A 22908-nucleotide genomic window follows, 5' to 3' on the forward strand; every position below is an offset into this window, starting at 1 on the left:
ATGAAGAATGTAGGCCATAGTATCCGGAAAATCGACGGGATGGCAATTGCCACAGGTAAGCCTGTGTATACCGAAGATTTAGCCATGCCTAATGCTTTAGTTATAAAAATTCTTAGAAGCCCACATGCGTATGCTAAGATTACTTCGATTGATGTATCTAGAGCAGAGAGTATAGAGGGTGTAGAATGCGTCCTCACCTATAGGGATGTGCCAAACCAACGATTTACATTGGCTGGTCAATCTTACCCGGAGCCTTCGCCCTATGATCGTTTGATTCTGGATCAAGTCCTTCGCTACGTTGGAGATGAAGTTGCGATTATTGCGGCTGTGGATGAAAAGACAGCGAACCGAGCAATGAAGAACATCAAAGTTGAGTATGAAGTACTAAATCCGGTTCTGGACTTTGAAGAGGCCATAGGGCATCCATCAGTTGTTCATCCTGAAGAGGATTTGAGCGTTAACTTCGATATTGGCTTACTGAAGGAAATGAATATAACTTCTTCCAGTCATGAAGAAGTCGGAGATGTGGAAGAAGAGTTTAAGCATTGTGCGGTAATTGTTGAAGATGTCTATTATCCCCAAGCTCAAGCCCATACCATGATGGAGACCTATCGTTCTTTTACCTATCTGGATCACGCGGGCAGGTTAGTTGTACTCAGTTCTACACAGGTACCCTTTCATATTCGAAGACAGTTAGCCCGGGCTTTGCAAATTCCGGCAAGTAAAATCCGTGTGATAAAGCCCAGAATTGGCGGCGGATTTGGTGGAAAGCAGACCGGAGCAGGGGATATTTTTGCAGCCATTGTTACTATAAAGACCGGAAAACCGGCGCTGATCATTTATGATCGCAAAGAAACCTTTAGCGCCACGACTAGCCGTCATGCTATGAGATTAAAGGTTAAATTGGGTGCTGACTCAGATGGGATTATTAAGGCGATCGATATGGAAGTTTTATCGGATACGGGAGCCTATGGAGAACATGCCCCGACGGTTTTAAGCTGTGTAGGGCACTATACTTTGCCCCTCTATAATAAAACGAGAGCTGTACGATTTGATGGGAAAGCTGTCTATACCAATAAAATGCCTGCGGGGGCCTTTAGAGGATATGGAGCGACTCAGGGAACATTTGCCTTAGAATCCACCGTAAATAAATTAGCTGAACAGCTAAATATGGATCCGACAGAAATTCGTTTAAAGAATATCAGCAAAGTCGGGGAAACCTTTCTTACGGGTCAGGGAGTTGCTCTTGGCAGTACGTTCTTAGATCGATGTATTGCTAAGGGGAAAGAGTTGATCAGTTGGGAGGAAAAGTTCCCGCGTCAAGAAATTGGAGACAATAAAGTGAGAGCGGTGGGAATGGCTATTACGATGCAAGGTTCTGGAATCGCCAATATTGGGACGGCATCCGTTGAAATTCGCTTAAATGATGATGGTAACTTCACTCTGCTTACGGGAGCAACCGATATGGGAACCGGATGTGACACAATTTTAACCCAAATAGCGGCAGATGCTTTAGAGGTTCCTATGGAAATGATTATTATTAATGCTGGAGATACGGATACCTCTCCGTATGACCCCGGTTCATATGCCTCTAGTACAACTTATTTAGCAGGTAGTGCAGTTATCAAGGCCGCAGAAGAGTTAAGAGGAAAAATACTTGAACAGGGTGCATTATTTTTAGGGGTTTCTGTCGAGGATGTTGAACTTGATGGCTTAGCAGTTCGATCTTTACGGGAAGAAAAGGATATAAGCTTTGCCAAGCTTGCTGAGCTAACTGTTCTGGGTAATGGAAAGCTACAGTTAGTAGGCTATGCAACTCATGGCAGTGAAGTATCCCCGCCTCCCTATGTTGCTGGTTTTGCTGAGGTAGAAGTTGACCAAGAGACGGGTAAAGTGGATTTAATTGATTATGTAGCGGTTATTGACTGTGGAACAGTTATCAATCCAGCTTTAGCGCGGATTCAAGCGGAAGGCGGAATTGCTCAAGGGATCGGGATGGCACTATACGAACAGGTCAGATATGATGAAATAGGAAAGATGGCTACCAACAGCTTTATGCAATATAAAATCCCCACTCGTAAGGATGTTGGCAAGGTTCGTATAGCATTTGAAGAAAGTTTTGAACCTACAGGTCCATTCGGAGCAAAATCGATTGGAGAAGTAGTAGCTAATACCCCGCCGCCAGCTATTGCGCATGCGATTTATAATGCTGTTGGAGTCAGAGAGAACCATTTGCCAATAACCCCGGAAAAAGTTTTTCTAGGAATGTTAAAATAATTCTCTAAGGGAAGGGTACTTCTGTCTGACTTGTTGGTTTGATCCTCACTAGGGTAAGCAAAACCCAGTGAGGATCAAATTTTTGATGTGAGTAAGCATTAGCCCTCTTTACTTCACAGTGCCCTTGTCTAAATTGTGCTATAATGGATAAAGACTATCCGGAGGTGTGGCTAAATGACTTTAAATAATCTAACAGCTCAGAAAAGGTGCGTTTCGAAAACAGTCACGTTGCCTCGCTTGAACCGATTGAGCCCTTCGTTAGAAAGTACAGCACTTAAAATCATGGAGGAATCGGGTGAATTAGCCCAAGCTATTGGGAAACTCCGTGGGCTTAATGGGGAGCAACAGCGCTTAGTAGAGGAAGAGGCCATGCTGAAAGTTGCTAAGGAGCTGGTAGATGTGGCTCAAACAGCTGTGACAATGATGTTTGTTCTTGAAGAGCAATATGGAATAGATTTAGATGTAATTCTAAAAGAACATATAGAGAAGCTGCGTACCAAAGGATATTGTGATTAATTCCTTTTAGAGCATTTAGCTTTGCTTAAAATAGTTTATCTTTTTGGGAATTTCCTTTTTTAGTTAGAGGAATTTGTTAGGATTCTAACGAATGTTTGGACTAGAGGATTGCTAAAGCTTTAAACGGAGGTTGTGAAATGAAAAAAATTGCCCTGGTAACTGATAGTACGGCTGACTTAACAGAAGAAATAATAAAGGATTGTAATGTCCATATAATTCCTCTTAAAGTGAGGTTCGGGGAGCAAGAATTTATTGACGGTGAGCTTACGAGTGAGGACTTCTATCGACGTCTGATGGAAGAGAAAACACTCCCCCAGACATCTCAACCTACTCCAGAGGAGTTTAGTCGGCTATACAGTAAGTTGCTAGAGGAGTATCAGGAAGTAATCTCCGTGCATATTTCTTCAGCACTTAGCGGGACGTTCAATGCTGCAAATATCGCTAAGGAAAAGTTTAAGGAGAAAATTCACCTCGTAGATTCCAAAACGATTAGTTTAGGGGCAGGGCTAATGGTGATGGAGGTTGCTAGGAATATTAAAGAAGGTCATGATACTCAGTGGATTCTAGAAAATGTTAAGAAGGCCAGAAAAAATATTGAAACCCTTTTTACTTTAAATACTATGGAGTATCTGCAAAAGGGAGGACGTATCGGTAAGGTTCAAGGCTTTATGGGTTCATTGTTAAATATTAAACCAATCATTAGAGTAGGAGATGACGGGATATACCATTCATACGGAAAGGCGCATAGTCAAAAAAAGGCACTGGATAACGTAGTCCAAGCATGTCAAGATTTAGCAAAAGGGCGAAAAGCAATCCGATTGGTGGTAGTTCACGGTGCTGCACAAAAAGCCGGAGTATATCTAAAGGAAGCTTTAGAATATGCTTTTCAACTTCCGACAACAGCCTTTACCCAAGTGGGACCAGTTATAGGGGTGCACACTGGGCCGGGAACTGTTGGGGCTGGGATTGAGTTTGAATAAAAAAACAAGAACCCGTGGGATTTTTATCCTAGGGGTTCTTTTCATAATACTATTTAGAAGACCTTTACATAATTATTAATAGATTAAAGAATAATTGGCATAACAATCAGCAGTGTGATTAGAAAACATTGGCTCATAAACGAGGGTGGGGGGGAGTGCATATGAGTTATATGACGTTAACAATTGCTATGGGGTTAGTCTTAATCTTCGCTTATTGGTCTAGAAGCCGTCAGATCAAGAACGAAAAGAGGCGAAAATCTAAAACGACTGATGTTTATCCATTATCAAGAACAAAAAGTCAAGCTAAATTACGAAGAATTAAATAAGAAGCATTTACTGCTTATTGATAGATGCCAATTAAAGGTTTAACTTCATTGTTCCAAAGTTTACGTGTTATTTCCGAATCTAGGTGAGGCTTCTTCAGCATAGCTTTTAGAAAATACTCCTGCTGTGTAGTATTGTTATAATTGGAGATCTGGGTTAATGCGAATTGGGCAAAATCACGAACTATAAAGCTAAAGATTTCACTGAGTAATTCTGAAGATATTGGGTTGAGCTTAGAGTTTTCTAAAATTAGTTGGGCGTAGACAATCAAAGTGAACATTTCACCTAAGGCCAACATATAGTCAATATTCTTCAACTGTTCGTGATTGGGGCCGGCCTGTTCTAGGAAAGTTCGGAAGAGCTCGATTTGTTCTAGGAAAATTATCACATTAGGTATCTGTATTCCTTCGTAGGGTAAGTGGTAATTAGGAAAACGTACCGAAGCCAGCTTTCCAGCCTTCTGACGGAAAAGATAAGAGTCATCTGCAGGGTCATCCCGTTTGGGAATTGCCGGATATTCGACTGGATTAAAGAAATAGTTGTTGATGAATTTAATAACTAAGGCAATATTTACGTGAGTAGTTCCTTCCAAACGAGGAATCATACCAATGTCTCTAATGGCAGTTTCAAAATAAGTATCTTGTTCAAAACCCTTGGCGGCAATTGCATCAAGAAGCATCTCAATTATTTTCATGCCTTGAGTAGTAACTTTCATTTTTTGAATAGGATTAAATAGTAAATAGCGCCGATCATCATCGGAAGCAGAGCGGAAATAATCTAAACTTCTCAAGGCATAGAGCTTCATAGCAATCAGGCGAGCGTAAGATTCAGTAAAAATCTTCTGAATATGTGGGAAGTCTGTTACTTTTTTACCATATAATTCACGGTAAGACGCATGATTTAGAGCTTCATAATAAGCATGGGTGCAAATTCCAATTGAGGCAAACCCTAATTGAAATTTACCGATATTTATAGTAGATAGAGCAGAATCCCATGCCAAGGTTCCGCTCGATAGGATCTCATCCTTAGTAATCGGATAATCAATAAGTTCATAATCTCCAACGTAGGCGGAACGGACGCCTGAGGTGGAGATCTTTTTGTTTAATTTATAGTTCCGATGCTGGCTGTCAACGACAAAAAACACATAGTCATTATTCTCACTATATTTCGCAAATGTTGATACTAGTGCAGCTTCATTTGCATTACCAATATAGTACTTGCCACCATTTGCAAGATAGCTCTCCTCGCCATTTAAAGTTAAGGACATTTCGTTACTATAGAGATCCGCTCCATGGGTCTTTTCGGATAATCCGAAGGCAAAAATTGCCCCTTCCCTTAACTTCTGGGCGGTAAAGTGTTTAGCTTTTTCATTATCCCCCATCCAAATAGGTCCAAGTCCGAGAATAGAAACCTGATAAGCATATTGATAAGATAATGAATAAAAGGCACTGATTTCGTTGAATTCGCAGACACGAAACAAATCAAATCGAGAATCTGATGCTCCATAGCCTGCTGGAGTTAACAGGGTTGAGAATATTTGTTCTTTTTTTATTAGTTTTAGAAAATCTGTATACCAGCGGCTGGCCTGATCATCTTCCTTGATACTTTTGAGTCCTTTGTCCTCAAAAAAATGGATAGTTTTCTCCATTATTTCCTTAGATAACAAATCATTTTGCGGACTTTGATAGTTTTGGGGATTAAGTAAGAGGGACAAAAACCTCACACCTTTCTTTCATGTAGTACACTGAACCAGTATTCATTAATTGTCTTAATTATCTCACAAATGCAAAGAATGTAAAGTTAAACATTGCCTATGACTATAAATTATTCTTAGGGTAAGCGAAAACTCTCATTCAAAGTTTAAGAATGAATAATTGAGACATCCTTCTTTTCTACATAGAGAAACAAGGAAGCATTATTTATTCAGTTTTGGCAGAGAATAACTGTGAATTACATTATCTTACAGAGATAAAAGGTTTGAGAAGTTAACATTTTACTTGTGTATTAGATAAGGAAGAAGTGAGGTATAACTTATGAATAGCGACGGATTGCAACTTGCTACCTTTGCTGGAGGTTGTTTTTGGTGCATGGTTAAACCCTTTGAAGAATTGGCTGGTGTTGCTAAGGTAGAGGCGGGGTATACCGGTGGAAGTGTAGAGAATCCGACTTATGAAGATGTATGCTCTAAGAAGACTGGACATTTTGAAGCGGTACAGATTACCTTTGATCCACTCCTAGTATCTTATTATCGATTGTTAGATACTTACTGGAAACAGATTGATCCGACAAACCCTATGGGTCAGTTTGTTGATCTGGGACATGCATATCGATCTGCAATTTTTTATCATAATGAGGAACAAAAAAACCTTGCCGAAAGATCCAAGATGGATATTGAAGAAAGTAAGCGATTTAATAAACCTATTGTGACAGAAATCTTACCGGCGGTTAATTTTTATCCTGCTGAAGAATATCACCAGTCCTATTATAAAAAGTTTCCATTGAGGTATGGAGCCTATCGTCAAGGATCTGGCAGGGATGATTTTCTTAATGAGTATTGGGGGGAGCATAGAGACAAAGAACTCTTGAAATCAAAACTGACAACTATGCAGTATAAAGTGACTCAAGAAAAAGCAACCGAGCCTCCTTTTCAAAATAATTACTGGAATAATTTCGAAGAAGGAATTTATGTAGATGTAATTTCTGGAGAACCGCTTTTCAGTTCTCAGGATAAATTCGAGTCTGGTTGTGGGTGGCCCAGCTTTTCAAAACCAATTCAAACAGGAGCAATTTCAGAAAAACCAGATTTCAGTCTTTTAATGAGGCGTACCGAAGTTCTTAGTGCTAACACGGAAGCCCATCTGGGACATGTCTTTGAAGATGGCCCTGAGCAGACTGGTGGGTTGCGTTATTGTATTAACTCTGCAGCCTTGCGCTTTATACCTAAAGAAGCATTAATTAAAGAGGGTTACGGTAATTACTTAAGCATGTTCGATCATGATCGTAAATGAAATCACCTCACCGCAGACAAATTAATCATCGCAAAAACATCTAGAGTACATTCTGAGGCGGAATTTACACATGATATTTGTTCGGACTGTTCTAAAGAATTATATAAAAGCATGAAAGCAAAGGTTAGAACACGAAAAAAAGCCTCCTCGGTTCTAACCGAAGAGGCTGATTGGTAAAGGAAACTACCAATTATTCCGAGGGGTGGGGTGGAAGCAGTCACGGCAATACACAGGTTTCTCGCCAGAGGGGCGAAAAGGAACGGTTGTTTCCTTGCCACAGGTGGCACAGACGGCGGGAAACATTTCCCGTTCTTGACGGTTATTATATCCACCGGAAGATCGAGTCTGTGCCTTTTTAGCGGCGCGGCACTGAGGGCATCTTCCAGGATCATTCGTAAACCCTTTTTCTGCAAAAAATTCCTGTTCGGATGCAGAGAAAATAAATTCTTGACCACAGTCTCGACAAGTCAAAATCTTGTCATTAAACATTAAAAACACCTCTTTAGTTTGTAGTGGATATCGTCGCCATTTCAGGGGTCTGCTCCTGATATAAACTCGATAATAATAAAGTATACCCAGAGGGTACTGTTTTTATTTATTAGTTATTTTTTTATTTGATAATCTTTACAATATTATCGATTTATATCAAAAACGTGTACCCTAACAATTGACTGCACCTTTGGTGATTTATGGTAACCTTTTATACTGAAATTAGGTTTGTTTAAGTTAGACGTAGGGTTACTCTTTATCGAAAACTTTTGGGATATCAGATGTTAAATCCAACATTTTTTGTGGGCGTGAGGTTCTGAGAATTAGGTAAATACCTCCTAAGATCAGCATTAATGGGACTATACTTCCTCTTAGCAAATTATACAAATCCCAATTGCCTATTAGATTTCTTATAAATGAATATCTGTCTAATTGGTGGATAAAGCTGAGAAGACCTAAGATAATTATAGTAGCTCCTATTAAACGATGATTCTTCAAAAGAGGAGTGTAGTCAAATAATTGACGGTCGAAGAGATCCTGATCAACGATAGTCTGCCCTTTTTCAACTCGTCTTCTTAGATGATGGCTTTCAAAGAAGCTGAAAAACCAAGCAGGAATTACTATAAATGGAATAATAAAATTCAGGCCAATAAAATTAATTAGCGCTAGTCCTCCAAAGGTAATAATCAATAATTGTGTTCCTCGACGAAATAGTCCCAGATGCATATGAGCTGCTCCTGGAATTAGACTGTAGCACAGAAATAGAAATTTCTCAATGAACGTATTTTTTGGAATTATTTCTGGTGCCAGGTTAGGTCCTGAATTGAAGCTAAGACTTCGTTCTAGGCAATGACGACAGATTGTTTTATCTTCTACCTTAATTGTGCATTCTTGGCAGATTGGATTTTTGCATTTTACACAAAGGGCTTCGGCCTCTTGGTTAGGATGATAGTTACAATTCATGATTAGTCCTCCTTGAAATTTTTAATCTAATTTGTTCGAGAATTAGGAATTAAGTGGTTTAAAAAAGAAGAAGCAGCCTGACTTACTTTGTCTAAGGGAATAGATATTTGTTTGCTAAGTGAAGAGCCCAGTTCTGTCACCTGATCTGTTTTAATTATCGAGCTAAATGAGGTTAGATTAAAGGCAAACAGGAAAACACCGGCAGCGATCATGCTAAAGCCCCAATTTCTCAACTCGAAAAGACGAAAAGTATTAACACTCACTAAGTTCTGCTTATATCTGCTCTTGTCAATTGAATCCATAACATTGACTTTGATACCTAACTGAGGCATAGGGATATCTGGGTTTGAGATTATCTCTAACGTTTTCTTGATATCAGAAACAATTTCTCGGCATTCGGGGCAATGCCCTAGATGAGAGGCCATTTCGTTTCGCTCTGAATCGCTCAAACACTGTTTAACGTAACTGTGCCAACTGTCCTGGCTTCGATAACAAGTCATGACCTTCACCTCCAGAGGACTTTGAGTGCAGTTTAGCCCGTAATATTTTTCGGCCTCGAAATAAGCGGGTTTCAACGGTTCGCTTGGACGTATTTGTTATGTCAGCGATTTCCTGAGGGCTAAAATCTTCAAAATAGTATAAGATTAAGACTGTACTATAAATTGCTGGCAAGTTCCCAACAGCTGCTTGGATTTCAGAGGCAACCTCCTGTCGAAGAAATATGTCTTCGGGGCCTTCTTCCTCAGCGGCAAAAATATCCAAACAACTTACTTCTGCATATTGGGGCTTTTTCTTCCTACACCAATCAAGACAATGGTTGACGGCAATTCTGTAGAGCCAAGTTGAAAAGGCCGAACCCTGTTTAAAGCTGGAAAGATTGTTGTAGGCTTTTATAAAAATATCCTGAACCAGATCCCGAGCATCCTCGATGTTTTGGGTATAATAATAAGACACCCGATATAATTTCGTCTGATAGCGATCTATGATATCGCCGTATCGCTCGCCATTTCCAATTAGGACAGCCTGAATTATTTCCTCATCCTCTTTAAGGATGGTTTGAGCATGATAATGCAAATATCGTTCACCGCCTTGCATCCTTTTAGACGAATAGTATGTTGAATATACGTCAAATGGAATTGAAAATTATTTACCATTGTTTTAAAGAAGACAAAGTGTTATTGATGAGTTAAGAAACATAATACCAATAGAAATATTTCGATGAGACAAATTCAATTGGCTAAAAGGAGGTAATACCAGTGCGTAGACAATTTGTAGTTATAGGATTAGGCAGATTTGGAACGAGTGTAGCGAAAACTTTAAGTGATTTAGGCCATGACGTCCTAGCAATGGATAAAAATGAGCATGCAGTTCATGCTCTAATGAATGATGTAACTCAGGCAGTAAGAGCTGACGGAAGAGAAGAGGAAACACTTCGTGCTTTAGGGGTTAGGAACTTTGATGTGGCAATTGTTGCAATGGGTGATGACCTGGAAGCTAATATTTTAATTACACTTATGTTAAAAGAAATGGGAATTCCAATGGTTGTAGCAAAAGCTCAATCTACACAACACGGAAAAGTGTTAGAGAAAATTGGGGCTGACCAAATAATTTATCCTGAACAAGATATGGGGATACGTCTGGCAAATAATTTGATTCGTTCAAACGTGCTGGACTTTATAGAATTATCACAGGATTATAGTATCTTTGAGGTTGCCGCGTCTACACGCTTTCTTAAGAAAAGTATTGGAGAATTAGATTTGAGAGCCGCCTATGGAATTAATGTTATGGCAGTCAAGAAAAAGGGGGGCGAAATTGTGGTTGCCCCCGGCCCTGCTTATATAATAGGAGAAAAGGATGTATTAGTCATTGTCAGCAGCAAAAAAGCTCTTTCCAAATTGCCTGATTGATAGCCATCAAGTGTTATATCAATATAGAAACAACTGTAAATAAGACAGTAGTTATAATAGCTGCAATTAATGATGGTATTAACTTCGACCTGGCATATTCCATAACGGGTAGGTCAAGAATTGTACATAAAGTTATAGAATTGTCACTTAAAGGAGAAGCGAAGGCACCGAAGGTACCACTAGCGAAAACAGCTCCAATTACAAGGATGATACTTGAGCCGGTCTCTTGAGCTAATGTTACTGCCAGGGGCATCAATAAACCCCAGGTTCCCCAAGATGAACCGATGAAGTAAGCAATAGAACTTCCTAAAATAAAAACAATTGGCGCAATAAAGCTTTTAGGGATCCAACCTACTAAATTTGAAGCAATATAGGTTGAGAATCCCAAATCTTCGGAAACAGCCGATAAGGCCCAAACTAATGCAAGCATTAGGATAACAGAAACCAGTTCATTGCCACCCTCAACGAAATGAGTTACGATTTTAGCGACACTAATACCCTGTAAAAGAAAGAAAAGCAATGACAAAAGCAATGTTACAAAAAGAGCCTCAAGCATAACCCCTAGTGAATCAGCTTTTAAAAAGGTCTCAAAGAAGTTGTTGGTTTGAGACCGGCCGTCTCTCCAACTTAAAAAGAGAGTCATAATTAAGATCACACAGAGAGGGAGAATGAGATTTATTGGTTTGCTGGGGGTTTCTTTCTGATAGTTTTCAATACACTTTTTAAGTGCTTCCTCCTCGTGCTGCGCTTCGTTGGTATCAACCAAATTCTCCTGAGTTTCACTGCTCATTTCTCTAAAAAAGCTATAGTAAAGTCCTATGCCTATTATGGAGAGTGAAAAGAAATTAAAAGGTATGCTTTTTATAAACACACTGTAGGGGGATTCGTTAATTCCCACTTGTTGTAGAGATGTTCCAATTAAAGATACCATATATCCAACAAATGCAGTTGCTATGGGAACAAGTGCAACTACCGGATTAGCTGTTACTTCAATCATAAAGCCTATTTTCTGCAAAGAGATTGGCAGCCTCCTTTTCAATAACTTCATGATGGGAGCTACAGTCACAATTCTAAAATTCGGGTTATTAAAAGTTCCAATTGTTGAAAGCCAGATTAGCAGCATTGCTGAGCGTTTGGTTTTAACCCTGCGGCCCACAAGGTTAACAAATCCCTTCATTCCTCCCATTATTTTGGTCAAGTTTATAAGGCCGGCAAAAACATAAAGAAATATAATAATTCGAATATTATTAGGTTTTACTAAATTGTTAATTAGATAGGATATGAGTGTTTTGATGCCTCCAAAGAGATCCGGCTGAATAAGATAGCTGCCTAAGATTAAACCTGCAAACAGGCCTGGTTGAACCTGTTTGGACAAAACTGATATGGGGATAACCACTAAAAAAGGCAAAAGGGAGACCCATGAATTTTCCATAACAACCTACTTTCATGTTTTAGTTTAAATACTAATCTCTTCTTAACTAAAAATTACTGGGCTGGGCATTACTTATATATTATCCCCAGATAGGCAATCATATATTAGATGAATCATAATGATAGATGTTCTTAACTTAAGCAAAGAAGGAATATGTTATTATTTAGCGAAGTTACATAGTGTGACATTTCTATCAGACTTTAATGAAGATAAGGGGACTTTATTTTGGAAAGACAGCAAAGCAATCCAAGTCGCATGGTTGTTATTGAAGACAAACGGAGTGGTGAACGCTTTTTGGTAGATTTATTAAGAGGGCAGACATATGATAAAGAACAATATACAAAGATTACTTATGAAGTTCCATTAAAAAAGGAATTTTGGGATTTACCACGCCTAACTAAATCTAAATAGAAATTTCAAGTCTGTAGGTTCATGCATAGTACCAGAAAAGACACCCTGGTGGGTGTCTTTTCTGGTACTATGAGTGGACTTAAAATTAGCATAGTAGCTATAAAATATAAAACGCGTGCCCACTCAAAGATATTCTTTATGAGCGCCATAATAAGAACTAGTAATAAGCCTAGAAAGTTAGGTCGATTTGTTAAAAACTTCGCTTAGAGAAGGAATTCACTCATTAAGTTAATTAAAATTTTCTTAATAAGTAAAAAACTTAACTCTAAGACCCCAGCCCCCTTTCTTTGTTGCCGATATCCAGTTAATAAAGATTACTGACGAATTGGTTAAGCTCCATAAATATATAACTTCAGCTCCATAATTTTTGAAATATTCAAAAATAAATGAGCATCTATTTATAATACAAGTTTTATCTAGACAGTTTAACATTGGCACAAGTCATTGGGTAAGGATTGGTGTGGATTGCGAGGTTTATGTTCCTAGAAATTAGAAACAGATACAGAGGCCTTAGAAAGGGGTGCTTTTGACCTAAATTGTTTCATTTGTACACACTATGTATGCAATATATACATTTTTTATTATAGATAGTTTTATAGCTTAAACTTATTAACAATGCCTAAATTGATAGCATTGTTAATTGCAAAATGTTCAGGTTACCATTAACTTTTGGAGTTTTAAGGGAGGAGTATTATAGATGCCATAATGAACAATTGCTTTGAATATGTAAAGGCTGCAAAGTCAAATGGGGCTAGCTTATCGAGTTCAGCGGACTTTAGCTAAGGAAAAGTCATGTTGCGCTTTGACTGATGTTCACTAAAAGCTAAACAAGTTGATTAGAATTCTCTTAAAACCAGAAAGGAGTGACTGGATTGTGAAAATGTTTGAGTATATGGGGAAAGAAATATTTTCAAAATACGGACTTAAAGTGCCGAAGGGGAGAATGGTGAACAACCCGAAAGATGCTGCTCTTATAGCGAAGGATATCGGCGGAGCTGTAGTAATAAAATCTCAGGTGTTATCTGGAAAACGTGGCAAGGCTGGTGGAATTAAGTTTGCGGATAATCCTGAACAGGCCAAAGCTGCAGCACAAGAGATATTTGAAATGACCGTTCAAGGACATGCAGTTGAGATTTTACTTGTAGAGGAAAAGCTGAAAATTGACAAGGAATTTTATTTGGCTATCACTATAGATTTAGCAGCAAAGAGACCTGTCATCATTGCCTCGATCAAGGGTGGCATGGATATTGAAGAAGTCGCTGAAGATTACATTATTAAAGAACAAATCGATGTAGAATTAGGTATGCAGAGTTTTATTGCCAGTGATATTGTTAGACGAATGGGTGTAACTCTTAATAGCCCTCTAGGTAAAGAACTTGTAAGAACAATACGAACTTTGTATAGGATTTTTGTGGAGATAGATGCTGAGTTGGTGGAGATAAACCCGTTAGTTATTAGTGGTGATAAAGTCATCGCAGCGGATTCAAAAATTACTATTGATGACGCTGCACTTTATAGACAAAGAGAACTACCACGGGTAGAAGAGCGTACAGTAGTGGAGAAAACTGCTCATGATTTAGGACTATCTTTTGTTGAGCTCGATGGTGATATTGGGGTTATGGCTAATGGTGCCGGGATTACTATGGGTACACTTGATACTATAACTTATTATGGAGGAAAACCTGCTAATTTCCTTGACGCTGGAGGAGGAACAGGTGAGGAAGGTACTGCAAAAGCGTTAGAATTAATATTATCTAGGAATCCTAAGGCAATAGTTATTAACATATTTGGTGGAATTACTCGTTGCGATGATGTCGCAAGAGCCTTAGCTTCTGTGAAAAAAAATATTGGTATTCCAGTTCCTGTGGTCGTACGGTTAGTAGGTACCAACCAAGAAGCTGGGCGGGCAATACTTAAAGAAGTTGGCATTGAAGCCTATGATTTTATGCAGGATGCGATTAAGAAAGTGGTAGAGCTTTCTAAGTAATTAGAAGGGGAGGGCTTAGAATTGGCCATTATTATTGATGAAATGACGAATGTGCTGGTCCAGGGAATATCTGGTAAACAAGGTCTTTTCCATACAAAGCAAATGTTAAGCTATGGAAGCAAAGTTGTAGCAGGAACTTCCCCCGGTAAAGGTGGAACCACTGTCGAGGGAATACCAGTATATGATAGCGTTCGAGCTGTAATTGAGAAGCATCGGATTGATGCGTCGGTAGTTTTTGTTCCTGCGACTATGGCCAAAGATGCGGCTTTGGAAGCTTTGGAGGCGGGAATAAAAGTAGTTGTAGTTGTTACTGAACATATCCCTGTTCATGACGAAATGGCAATCGTTGCTTACGCAAAGCGGGTTAATTCGATTGTTATAGGACCAAACACATTTGGAATTGTATCTTCGGGTAAATGTAAGATCGGTATCCCGCCTAATCAATTCTTTATTCCTGGCCCCGTGGGTATTGTAGCTCGCTCAGGTACGCTCACTTACGAAATCGTTGGGAATCTCACAGCCCAAAACATTGGACAATCAACAGTTGTCGGGATGGGCGGTGATCGAGTAGTTGGGCTTACATTTGTCGATGTCCTTAAGAAATTTGAGCAAGATCCGGAAACTAAAGTAGTTGTATTAATTGGAGAAATTGGAGGTTTTGCTGAGGAAGAAGCTTCTCAATATATTAAAGAAATGACCAAACCGATAGTGGCTTACATTGCTGGAAAGAGTGCTCCCCAGGGTAAACAAATGGGTCATGCAGGAGCTATCATCGAGCGAGGTAAGGGAACTTACGAAGGTAAGGTAAAGGCATTAACAGAGGCTGGAGCAAAGATTGTTGAACTTCCTTTTGAGGTGCCGGGAATAATCAAGGAACTACTGCTTAAGCTATAAATAATTTTTGGTTTAAGACACCCACTTCATGGTAAGTGGGTGTTTTTATGTATTCATTAAGCTGTATGGTTTATATACTGGAAAATATAAAATGCCTAATCTGATTGTTTCAATTCCATACAAGTCTAACTACCTAATCCTCGAGGAACAAATCCACCATTGAAAAAAATTTCCATCAATAGTATCAAAATAAGTTGCAGGGCCCTAGGCCAATAAAGAATAATGAAAATTGTCTGAGTATTTCAAAGTATATTTCTTCTGTTGTGCCAGTTGGCATGCTTTTTGTAATGAAGAAATGGTAGCCTTTACAAAATCTCTATGCAAAAGGCGAATTGAGAGCTTGTGCTTGAGTGAGGTGAGAAAATACCCATTTGTAATTTGTACTTAAAATAATAGAAGAAGGACTCGTTTTTTTGGTTAGTAAATATATTTGCAAAAACCGTGATAACGGATAACGGTCGAGCTCTATGTTGCTTACTTGTTAATGCAACAAGCACTGGTCTGCAGTGCAAAAATCAAAGAAGGAGCTACAGATATTTTCTATCCTGGGAAAGACCAAACTGTTAAATTCTACGTGCTGAAGAGCTAGACTGTTTCTAGCATAGCCTGAGCTAATTTTTTAATAAATAGTCTAGTATTCAGAGAACTGTGAGAATAAAAAATGAGTAAAGATACGCTTATAGAGCTTATGCCGAAGTTCTTTTTTATCCCCGGGGAATGTAAGGGGCGATTTCCTTATAGCAATGGTTTGTTGATCGATTCCAGCTTAAGAGTGCTTGTTGATGCTGGGTTTGGACTTAGCCGCAGAGAGGAAATACTTAGAAACGGCGATGTGGATGTAATCATAAATACACACTTTCATCTGGATCATGCTTTTGGCAACAAATATTTCCCCAAAGCAGAAATATGGGCTCACGTCCTGGATGCACCTGCCCTGCGAAGTACAAAAGAATTTTTGGCCTATTCAGGACTAGATCATACACCGGATTTCCCAGAGGGATATCCCTTTCCCCATGGCATGCCAGGTCGAGCGGTAGGAAGAGAACTTGCAGAAGGGGAGATCTTGGACTTTGGAAATGTAGTCTTACAAGTGCTTCATACCCCGGGCCATACACCCGGGCATATCTCCCTCTATGAACCAAAGGAAGGCATATTGTTTTCCGGGGATATTGATTTGTCTCCGTTTGGGCCGTTTTATGGAAATACAAGTTCGAGTTTGGAGGAGTTTTCCAAGTCGATTAGACGACTAATTGATTTAAATCCCAAAGTACTGGTGACAAGTCATTCCCCGATCATTTCAGACAATATCCCCGAACGACTTAAAGAATACGCTGAGATAATTGACTTTCGAGCAACCAAAATATTACAAGCCTTGCGTGTTCCCAGGTCAAAACAAGAATTAATGGAGATGAAAATTATATATGATCACTATCCTGAACCTCAAAGCCTTTATAGATATTTTGAAGAGGTCATGATTGGAAAACACCTTCGGCACTTAATGGGGCTTGGAGAGGTCAAATTAATACCGAATCAAAAGTATAAGGCTTATGCCTGAAAGGTGGTAATGGGTTTGGATGTAAAAACAGCACTCATAGAGCGAAGAAGTATCCGTAAATACAAATCAGATCCTGTTCCAGAGGATTTACTGCAAGAATTGTTTGAGGCAGCTCGCTTGGCTCCTTCGGGTACCAATCATCAACCATGGCGTTTTGTTGTGGTTAAGAATCAGACGATTAAAGAACAAATCAGAGAGGCTGCCTTTAACCAAAAGTTTCTAAGTGAAGCTCCAATTTTGCTTGTTTGTTGTGCAGATCTTTCTTCCTATGCCAAGAACACCAGAAAAAGGGTACAAGAATTAGTTGATGCTGGAGTATTTGGACCTGAGGCTTTTGACAATTATCCGGGCATTGATCAAGAACTGGATGCTAACGCACTGAAGGGATTTATTCCACATGCCATGCTGAATGTTGCCCTTGCAATAGAGCATATTGCTCTGCGAGCTGTGTCCCTGGGTCTGGGTACCTGCTGGGTGCAATTAATGAAAGCAAAGAAAATTGCTCAGATTCTGGAATTGCCCGATAATTTGGTGATCACTGCCTTGATGCCGGTAGGTTTTCCTGATCAAAGCCCCCCTTTACGTCCAAGGATAAATATAGAAGAGATTGTATATAGAGTACTTGAATAATATTTTTGGAGGTGCTCACTACTGAAGGTTGAAGATATTAAGAAAATATGTATTATTGGGGCCGGCAACATGGGCCATCAAATATCTGTGTGTTGTGCTTTGGCAGGGTATAAAGTATCCTGCACAGATATTTGTCGAGAAATGTAATAAATTGGTGGTGGGCAAGGAATTGCCACTTTCTTGGAAAGAGTATAATGGTTTAGTAAGTATTAAAAAAAATCCCCTGATCTTAGAAAGATCAGGGGCCTTGCCTTGCTTGTTAGCAAAGACCAAAAAACATTAAGTTAGAAAATTACAGAAGAAAATGAATTCTGATTTGACAGTTCGGAATATTCTTGAATATATGCAGAAAATTATTATGCCAGATACTTTTTGGCAAGTGTGCCTGTCAAAATAATAAAGATAACCCCAATATTAAGAAATCAATTTATCTATGGGGTTGTCCTCCCAATTTAGGAATGAGTGCTGAAGAGCCGGCTAAAGAGGAGATGGAGTGCGATTATCAAGAATATGTCCACTTTCGTAACTACTTGTTCGATAGATATAAAATCGATGAAAGCTTTCGACTAAGTGATTGGACAATCGAATAGGAGCACAAAGAAAGTGTGCATCCGATAGTTGCACTTTCTTTGTGCTCTTATAGAAATTCATCATCTGCCAGTACACATGAGGAGGAGTAGCTTTGAAAATCACTGACGAAGAGCTAAATATTATTAAGCAGACTATTCGAAATTTCATCAAGAAAGAGGTAGAGCCTTTAGGTGAGCAGATGGAAGAAGAGAACCATGTTCCACGCACTTTGTTAGATAAAGCAGCTGGTATTGGTTTATTCGGCTTGAGCACGCCTGAAAAGTATGGTGGCTTAGGGGCTGGAATGGTCGGAAAAGTTATGGTTTACGAAGAGTTAGGTAAAGGCCCGAATTGTTTCTGTTCGATTATAGGCTGTCATAATGGGATTGGCAGTGTCGGTATTGTTGAGTGTGGCAATGCAGAACAAAAAGAGCGTTATCTGCCAAAAATAGCAAGCGGTGAACTGATCGGAGCTTTTGCACTAACGGAAGCATCTGCCGGCTCAGACCCAGGCAGTTTAAAGACGACGGCAGTGCTTAAGGGTGATCGTTATATTCTCAACGGTACTAAGCAGTTCATCACTAACAGTGACGTTGCAGGTGTTTTTACGGTGATGGCAGTAACTGATAAAAGCAAAGGAAGTAAAGGGATTACTTCTTTTATCGTAGAGCGGAACTTTAAAGGTTTTAATGTGGGGAAATTCGAGAAAAAAATGGGCTTGCATGGTTCTCAAACAGCAGAGCTAATCCTTGAGGATTGTGAAGTGCCGGTTGAAAATGTATTAGGCGAGTTGGGGCAAGGTTATGTTAATGCCTTGAAGATCTTAGCTAACGGGCGAGCCGGACTGGCAGCCAGGAACTTGGGTTCCTGTGAAAAACTATTGGAATTGAGTATGCAATACGCGTTACAGCGTGTGCAATTTGGTAAGCCAATTTTCGAGAACCAAATTATCCAGCATTATTTGGCTAACATGGCTATAGAAATAGAGGCCCTGCGAAGTTTGACTTATGACGTTGCCCGAAGAATAGATCAAGGTGAAAAGATCATAAAAGAGGCTGCTATTGTAAAAGCCTTTGGTTCGGAAGTCTTCGGTCGGGTAGCTGATTTGGCTGTTCAAATTCATGGCGGTATGGGGTATATGCGGGAATGTCAAGTGGAAAGATTCTATCGTGATGCAAGGATTGCCCGCATTTATGAAGGTACCTCGGAAATTCAACGTAATATTATTGCAGCCCAGCTGAAAAAGGAATATGCGTTATAGTTAAGGAGGTTACGAGATGCAGGAGGCAGTCATAGTATCAGGGGTGCGTACAGCGGTCGGAAGAGTAGGTGGTACTCTTAAGAATGTAGATGTAGACTATCTTGCAGCCCATGTGATCAGGGAAGTGCTCAAACGCAGCGGAATTCCAGACCCAGCGGTCGATGAAGTTATCTTTGGACATACCAAACAAAGTGCTGACAATCCCAACCTTGCTCGTTTAGCCCTTTTAAGGGCAGAGATGCCGGAAGAAATACCTGCTTACACGGTACACCGACAGTGTGGCTCAGCTCTGACAGCTTTAAATAATGCTGTCCAATCTATCTGGGCAGGCACTTCTGAAACGGTTATGGCCGGTGGAGCAGAAAGCATGAGTACAGCTCCTTACTATCTAAGGAACGCTCGGTACGGATATCGTATGGGAAATGCGGAGATTATTGATTCTAATACAGAGAGTCAGCCGCGCTGTCAGCCTCAGGAACGTTATGGATATCTGACAATGGGATTAACAGCGGAAAATTTGGCTGAGAAATATGAGATCAGCCGCCAGGAGCAGGATGAATTTGCCCTCTTAAGTCAAGAACGAGCCTTAAAGGCTATTGAGAAGGGATTGTTTAAAGAAGAGGTAGTTCCCTATGAAATCAAAGATAAAAAGAATACCGTGATCTTTGATAAGGATGAACATCCAAAGGGAACCAGCATGACTCAGTTGAGTAAATTAAAGCCAGTGTTTAAAGAGAATGGATCAGTAACCGCAGGGAATTCAAGTGGTCGAAATGATGGGGCAGCGGTATTGATGGTGACCACCCCAGACAAGGCCATAGAATTTGGATTAAAACCCTTGGCCCGAGTTGTTGGGATAGGGGCCAAGGGAGTTCCTCCCCAAATTATGGGTATCGGGCCAGTGCCAGCAACTCAAGCGGCTCTTAAGATGGCCGGGTTGTCCTTGAATCAGATCGACCTAATAGAATTAAATGAAGCTTTTGCCGCTCAGTCATTGGCAGTGATCAAAGAGCTTGGACTGGACCTCAACAAAACAAATGTTAATGGAGGAGCCATTGCGCTTGGGCATCCTTTAGGCGCAACAGGTGGAATTATTATGATAAAATTACTCAATCAATTAAGGCGTACGGGTAAGAGATATGGCTTAGCAACTATGTGCATAGGAGGAGGTCAGGGTATCTCTACAATCGTTGAAAACCTTTCAGTTTAAATCTTAACTAATGGAATCAGATATTTTCAGGAGATACTTATAAGTGAGTATCTATTATTCAACTGAGTTTTTACGTCAACTCTTAAGCTAAGCTATACATTGAGTTTCAGAACCAAGATTGCTGTCTCATAATGATGTCCGAGGACATCATTATGAGACAGATTTGTTCGGGGGATTCCAGCTAAAGACAATTAAGCATGTCCAACAATTCGACAGCGCTGTCGAATTGTTGGACATGCCTGGATTAGGTTTATTATTGTCAGCTTAACAAGAGTTATCATTGTAAAATTACTCCTAGGTTATAAACATCAAAGGTCGTCTCATAATGAATGTCTGAGGACACTCATTATAAGACGGCCCTTCTTTTTTGCACTTCTAAAGCTGATAGTACAAAAAAGGAAACATTGAATTAATAAAATGTACGTTAATAAAACATCTCAGGACATTAATAACCTTCTGGGAAAAATTATTTCAGAATTTTTAGATTTAATTAGGTAATATAAAATTCTATTAAAACGAACCAAGAAGGTGCATGGGGATTAGCAACTTTTATTAAGATAATATTCTCGGAATAGCCTATGCAAAACGTTGAGACTCGTCAGAGTTAAGATTGGCATGAAACTTGCTTATTGAGATGTAAAACCTTTCATTTAATTAAAAAGGGAGGATTTGAAGGAATCTAGTATGGAGTTTGATTTGCATACTCATACCAGTCAAGGTTCAGCTTGCAGTCGTATGAACATTTGGGACTTGATTCAAGCAGCGTGTCAGAAGGGTCTAGACGGCATTTGCGTTACAGAGCATGATTATTGTTGGGATTCAAGAGAATTGGCCAAATTTAGTGCTGAAAGTGGTATACAAATTTATGGTGGAATAGAACTAAGTACCTCAGTAGGGGAAATATTGGTATACGGAGTTCACCAATCATTATTAAATCTTCGCGATGACTTACCCAGGTTAGCACAATTTGTGCATGACTCGAAAGGCGTGATGGTTGCTGCTCATCCCTTTAGAGCTGATTTTGCCTATTCCGTATTTTCAAGGGAAGAACGTGGCTTGGAGTCAATCGAAGTGGAGGTGATGTGCCGGAGGCCAATATTTGACTTTGTAGATGCTTTAGAAGTTTACAATGGTAGAAGCAATTGGCAGGAAATCCGCGCCGCAAGAAATGCTGTGAGCATCTTAGGTAAGATTGGAACCGGAGGAAGCGACGCACACAATATCCTCAGTGTGGGATCTTGTATAAGCGTGTTTGAAGATTCAATTCGTAATGAGGCCCAATTGATAGCTCAGTTGCGAAAAGGACGTATTCGAGCAAAGAAAAAGGAGGTTACGTAATGTGTTGGGTATGTGATAAATATGGTAATGGGGAAAAGTGGTATCTTAACCCGGAAAACTATGCGCGGCGCCTGTATAAGGTGCGCAAAGAAGGCAAAGAAGCTGCTGGAGCGGATGCCGACCCACAGGCAGCAGGAATGGGTGCGGGTGTGGTGGCAGAGTTAGTCAAAGCCCGTATCAGTGGGGATTTGGAGTGGGAAAACGAGATCAAAAGAGATGCCCTAGAACATGCTTATCAGACTCACTTCGGACAAGTGGTTACACTTGATGAATATCTTCAAATTCTGGATATTGCCTATCCTTTAGCGAAAATGACCTGCGGATGTCGTCGAGTGCAAAGGGGTATGCCTGATGATGAGAACTTCACCTGTATGGGTATTGGACCCGGTATGTATAAATGGGAACGTTGGCCTGAGACTTATCATGGTGGGGTAGAGTTTGTCACACCGGAAGAAGCTAAAGAATGGGCTATGATGAACCACAAAGAAGGTCGAGTGCAAACTGTTGATGTGTTTGGTACTCCATATATCGGAGGGCTTTGTCAATGCGAGTATCCTGGATGTGTTGCAGTAAGAAATCGAATTGACTATGATTTTAAGTTTTTATTGAAAGGGCATTCAGTGGCTAAAGTCGATCGAGAGAAATGTGTTGGCTGTAAAAGCTGCCTAAGTCGTTGTCAGTTTAAAGCACTAAATCTTGAAGTCTATACGAGCAAAGCGTATATAGATTTGGATCAATGCTTTGGCTGTGGACTCTGTGTGACGGCATGCCCAAGTGAAGCTATTGAGTTAGTAGACAGACAAAGTTTGCCTGGATTAGCTGAGAACTGGTAAGGGGAGGGAACTGTTAATGATTGCTCAAATCGGCATTGACTATAACTTATGTAAAGATCCCTTGAACTGTCGAAAGTGTTTAAGTGTATGTCCATCAGTGGTCTTCGTTTGCGGACCTACAAAGGTTTGGAAGGGAAGAGAGAGTGATCCGAGTGAATATCGGATCGTAGGTCGATATTTTGACAAATGTTCAGGGTGTGGCGACTGTGTGAAGGCGTGTCCTATCGATGCTATACAGCTCAGTTTTGCCCCCCGTGATCAATTAGCTCAGAAATTCAAAGAAGAAAGGGCAGCTCAAATTAAAGAACGCAATTCTTAACATT

At 39.9% G+C, this 22908-nt stretch carries 21 protein-coding genes and 1 pseudogene; 16 read left to right on the top strand and 6 right to left on the bottom strand.

The features are described 5' to 3' along the window. The 3 genes from DESMER_RS04050 (at position 1) to DESMER_RS04060 (ending at position 3773) form a co-directional block, all read left to right on the top strand. Positions 1–2277: a xanthine dehydrogenase family protein molybdopterin-binding subunit gene (locus DESMER_RS04050; protein WP_014901793.1), complete on the top strand. Its 2277-nt coding sequence runs from the start codon at positions 1–3 to the stop codon at positions 2275–2277. Between the two features lie 174 nt (positions 2278–2451). After that, complete coding sequence (locus tag DESMER_RS04055; RefSeq protein WP_014901794.1) at positions 2452–2793, top strand: MazG-like family protein; 342 nt, start codon at positions 2452–2454, stop codon at positions 2791–2793. A 137-nt stretch (positions 2794–2930) separates the two neighbouring features. After that, positions 2931–3773: a DegV family protein gene (locus DESMER_RS04060; protein ID WP_014901795.1), complete on the top strand. Its 843-nt coding sequence runs from the start codon at positions 2931–2933 to the stop codon at positions 3771–3773. 340 nt (positions 3774–4113) lie between these two features. Here DESMER_RS04060 and DESMER_RS04065 read toward each other — a convergent pair whose 3' ends face one another. Then, positions 4114–5820, bottom strand: a complete 1707-nt coding sequence (locus tag DESMER_RS04065) for an acyl-CoA dehydrogenase family protein (protein WP_242831047.1) — start codon at positions 5818–5820, stop codon at positions 4114–4116. A 310-nt stretch (positions 5821–6130) separates the two neighbouring features. Here DESMER_RS04065 and msrB point away from each other — a divergent pair, with 310 nt between their 5' ends. Then, on the top strand, positions 6131–7105 hold the full coding sequence (gene msrB, locus DESMER_RS04070) for a peptide-methionine (R)-S-oxide reductase MsrB (RefSeq protein ID WP_014901798.1): 975 nt from the start codon (positions 6131–6133) through the stop codon (positions 7103–7105). Between the two features lie 183 nt (positions 7106–7288). On the opposite strand, the gene DESMER_RS22830 is transcribed toward msrB, so the two are convergent. The 4 genes from DESMER_RS22830 to DESMER_RS04090 form a co-directional block, all read right to left on the bottom strand. Beyond that, positions 7289–7594 carry a zinc-ribbon domain containing protein gene (locus DESMER_RS22830; RefSeq protein ID WP_014901799.1) on the bottom strand — a complete coding sequence of 102 codons (306 nt, stop codon included), beginning with the start codon at positions 7592–7594 and terminating at the stop codon, positions 7289–7291. 249 nt (positions 7595–7843) lie between these two features. Further along, entirely contained in the window at positions 7844–8557 is a 714-nt protein-coding gene (locus DESMER_RS04080; RefSeq protein ID WP_014901800.1) for a B-box zinc finger protein, read from the bottom strand. 26 nt (positions 8558–8583) lie between these two features. Next, positions 8584–9057 carry an anti-sigma factor family protein gene (locus tag DESMER_RS04085; RefSeq protein WP_014901801.1) on the bottom strand — a complete coding sequence of 158 codons (474 nt, stop codon included), beginning with the start codon at positions 9055–9057 and terminating at the stop codon, positions 8584–8586. Further along, positions 9014–9631 (bottom strand): RNA polymerase sigma factor, encoded by a 618-nt coding sequence (locus DESMER_RS04090; protein ID WP_014901802.1) that lies wholly within the window; start codon positions 9629–9631, stop codon positions 9014–9016. Before DESMER_RS04090 ends, DESMER_RS04085 begins: the two co-directional genes overlap by 44 nt. 182 nt (positions 9632–9813) lie before the next feature. Here DESMER_RS04090 and DESMER_RS04095 point away from each other — a divergent pair, with 182 nt between their 5' ends. Continuing rightward, complete coding sequence (locus tag DESMER_RS04095) at positions 9814–10464, top strand: potassium channel family protein (protein ID WP_014901803.1); 651 nt, start codon at positions 9814–9816, stop codon at positions 10462–10464. Between the two features lie 13 nt (positions 10465–10477). Here DESMER_RS04095 and DESMER_RS04100 read toward each other — a convergent pair whose 3' ends face one another. Next, positions 10478–11896, bottom strand: coding sequence for a Na+/H+ antiporter NhaC family protein (locus DESMER_RS04100; protein ID WP_014901804.1), 1419 nt, complete (start codon positions 11894–11896; stop codon positions 10478–10480). Between the two features lie 225 nt (positions 11897–12121). Between DESMER_RS04100 and DESMER_RS04105 the strand changes: the two genes are divergently transcribed. The 11 genes and pseudogenes from DESMER_RS04105 (at position 12122) to DESMER_RS04155 (ending at position 22904) form a co-directional block, all read left to right on the top strand. Next, positions 12122–12307: a hypothetical protein gene (locus DESMER_RS04105; protein ID WP_034600576.1), complete on the top strand. Its 186-nt coding sequence runs from the start codon at positions 12122–12124 to the stop codon at positions 12305–12307. Between the two features lie 874 nt (positions 12308–13181). Then, complete coding sequence (sucC, locus tag DESMER_RS04110; protein WP_014901805.1) at positions 13182–14294, top strand: ADP-forming succinate--CoA ligase subunit beta; 1113 nt, start codon at positions 13182–13184, stop codon at positions 14292–14294. Between the two features lie 21 nt (positions 14295–14315). After that, complete coding sequence (gene sucD / locus DESMER_RS04115) at positions 14316–15188, top strand: succinate--CoA ligase subunit alpha (protein WP_014901806.1); 873 nt, start codon at positions 14316–14318, stop codon at positions 15186–15188. Positions 15189–15849: 661 nt separating this feature from the next. Next, positions 15850–16743, top strand: coding sequence for an MBL fold metallo-hydrolase (locus DESMER_RS04120; RefSeq protein WP_014901807.1), 894 nt, complete (start codon positions 15850–15852; stop codon positions 16741–16743). A 9-nt stretch (positions 16744–16752) separates the two neighbouring features. Beyond that, the gene (locus DESMER_RS04125; RefSeq protein WP_242831048.1) at positions 16753–17373 is read left to right on the top strand and encodes a nitroreductase family protein; all 621 of its coding nucleotides are present in this window, start codon (positions 16753–16755) and stop codon (positions 17371–17373) included. A 21-nt stretch (positions 17374–17394) separates the two neighbouring features. Beyond that, positions 17395–17517 (top strand): annotated as a pseudogene (locus tag DESMER_RS22835) (3-hydroxyacyl-CoA dehydrogenase NAD-binding domain-containing protein); the annotation flags it as partial. Positions 17518–18055: 538 nt separating this feature from the next. Further along, entirely contained in the window at positions 18056–19204 is a 1149-nt protein-coding gene (locus DESMER_RS04135; protein ID WP_014901809.1) for an acyl-CoA dehydrogenase family protein, read from the top strand. A gap of 16 nt (positions 19205–19220) precedes the next feature. Next, on the top strand, positions 19221–20414 hold the full coding sequence (locus DESMER_RS04140) for a thiolase family protein (RefSeq protein WP_014901810.1): 1194 nt from the start codon (positions 19221–19223) through the stop codon (positions 20412–20414). A gap of 684 nt (positions 20415–21098) precedes the next feature. Beyond that, a complete protein-coding gene (locus DESMER_RS04145; RefSeq protein WP_014901811.1) occupies positions 21099–21752 on the top strand; it encodes a DUF6282 family protein in 654 nt (217 codons plus the stop codon). After that, on the top strand, positions 21752–22585 hold the full coding sequence (locus tag DESMER_RS04150) for an ATP-binding protein (RefSeq protein ID WP_014901812.1): 834 nt from the start codon (positions 21752–21754) through the stop codon (positions 22583–22585). Before DESMER_RS04145 ends, DESMER_RS04150 begins: the two co-directional genes overlap by 1 nt. A 16-nt stretch (positions 22586–22601) precedes the next feature. After that, positions 22602–22904: a 4Fe-4S dicluster domain-containing protein gene (locus DESMER_RS04155; protein ID WP_014901813.1), complete on the top strand. Its 303-nt coding sequence runs from the start codon at positions 22602–22604 to the stop codon at positions 22902–22904. The last annotated feature ends 4 nt before the right edge of the window (positions 22905–22908 follow it).

It is taken from the genome of Desulfosporosinus meridiei DSM 13257 (assembly GCF_000231385.2).
GTDB classification, from domain to species: Bacteria; Bacillota; Desulfitobacteriia; order Desulfitobacteriales; family Desulfitobacteriaceae; genus Desulfosporosinus; species Desulfosporosinus meridiei.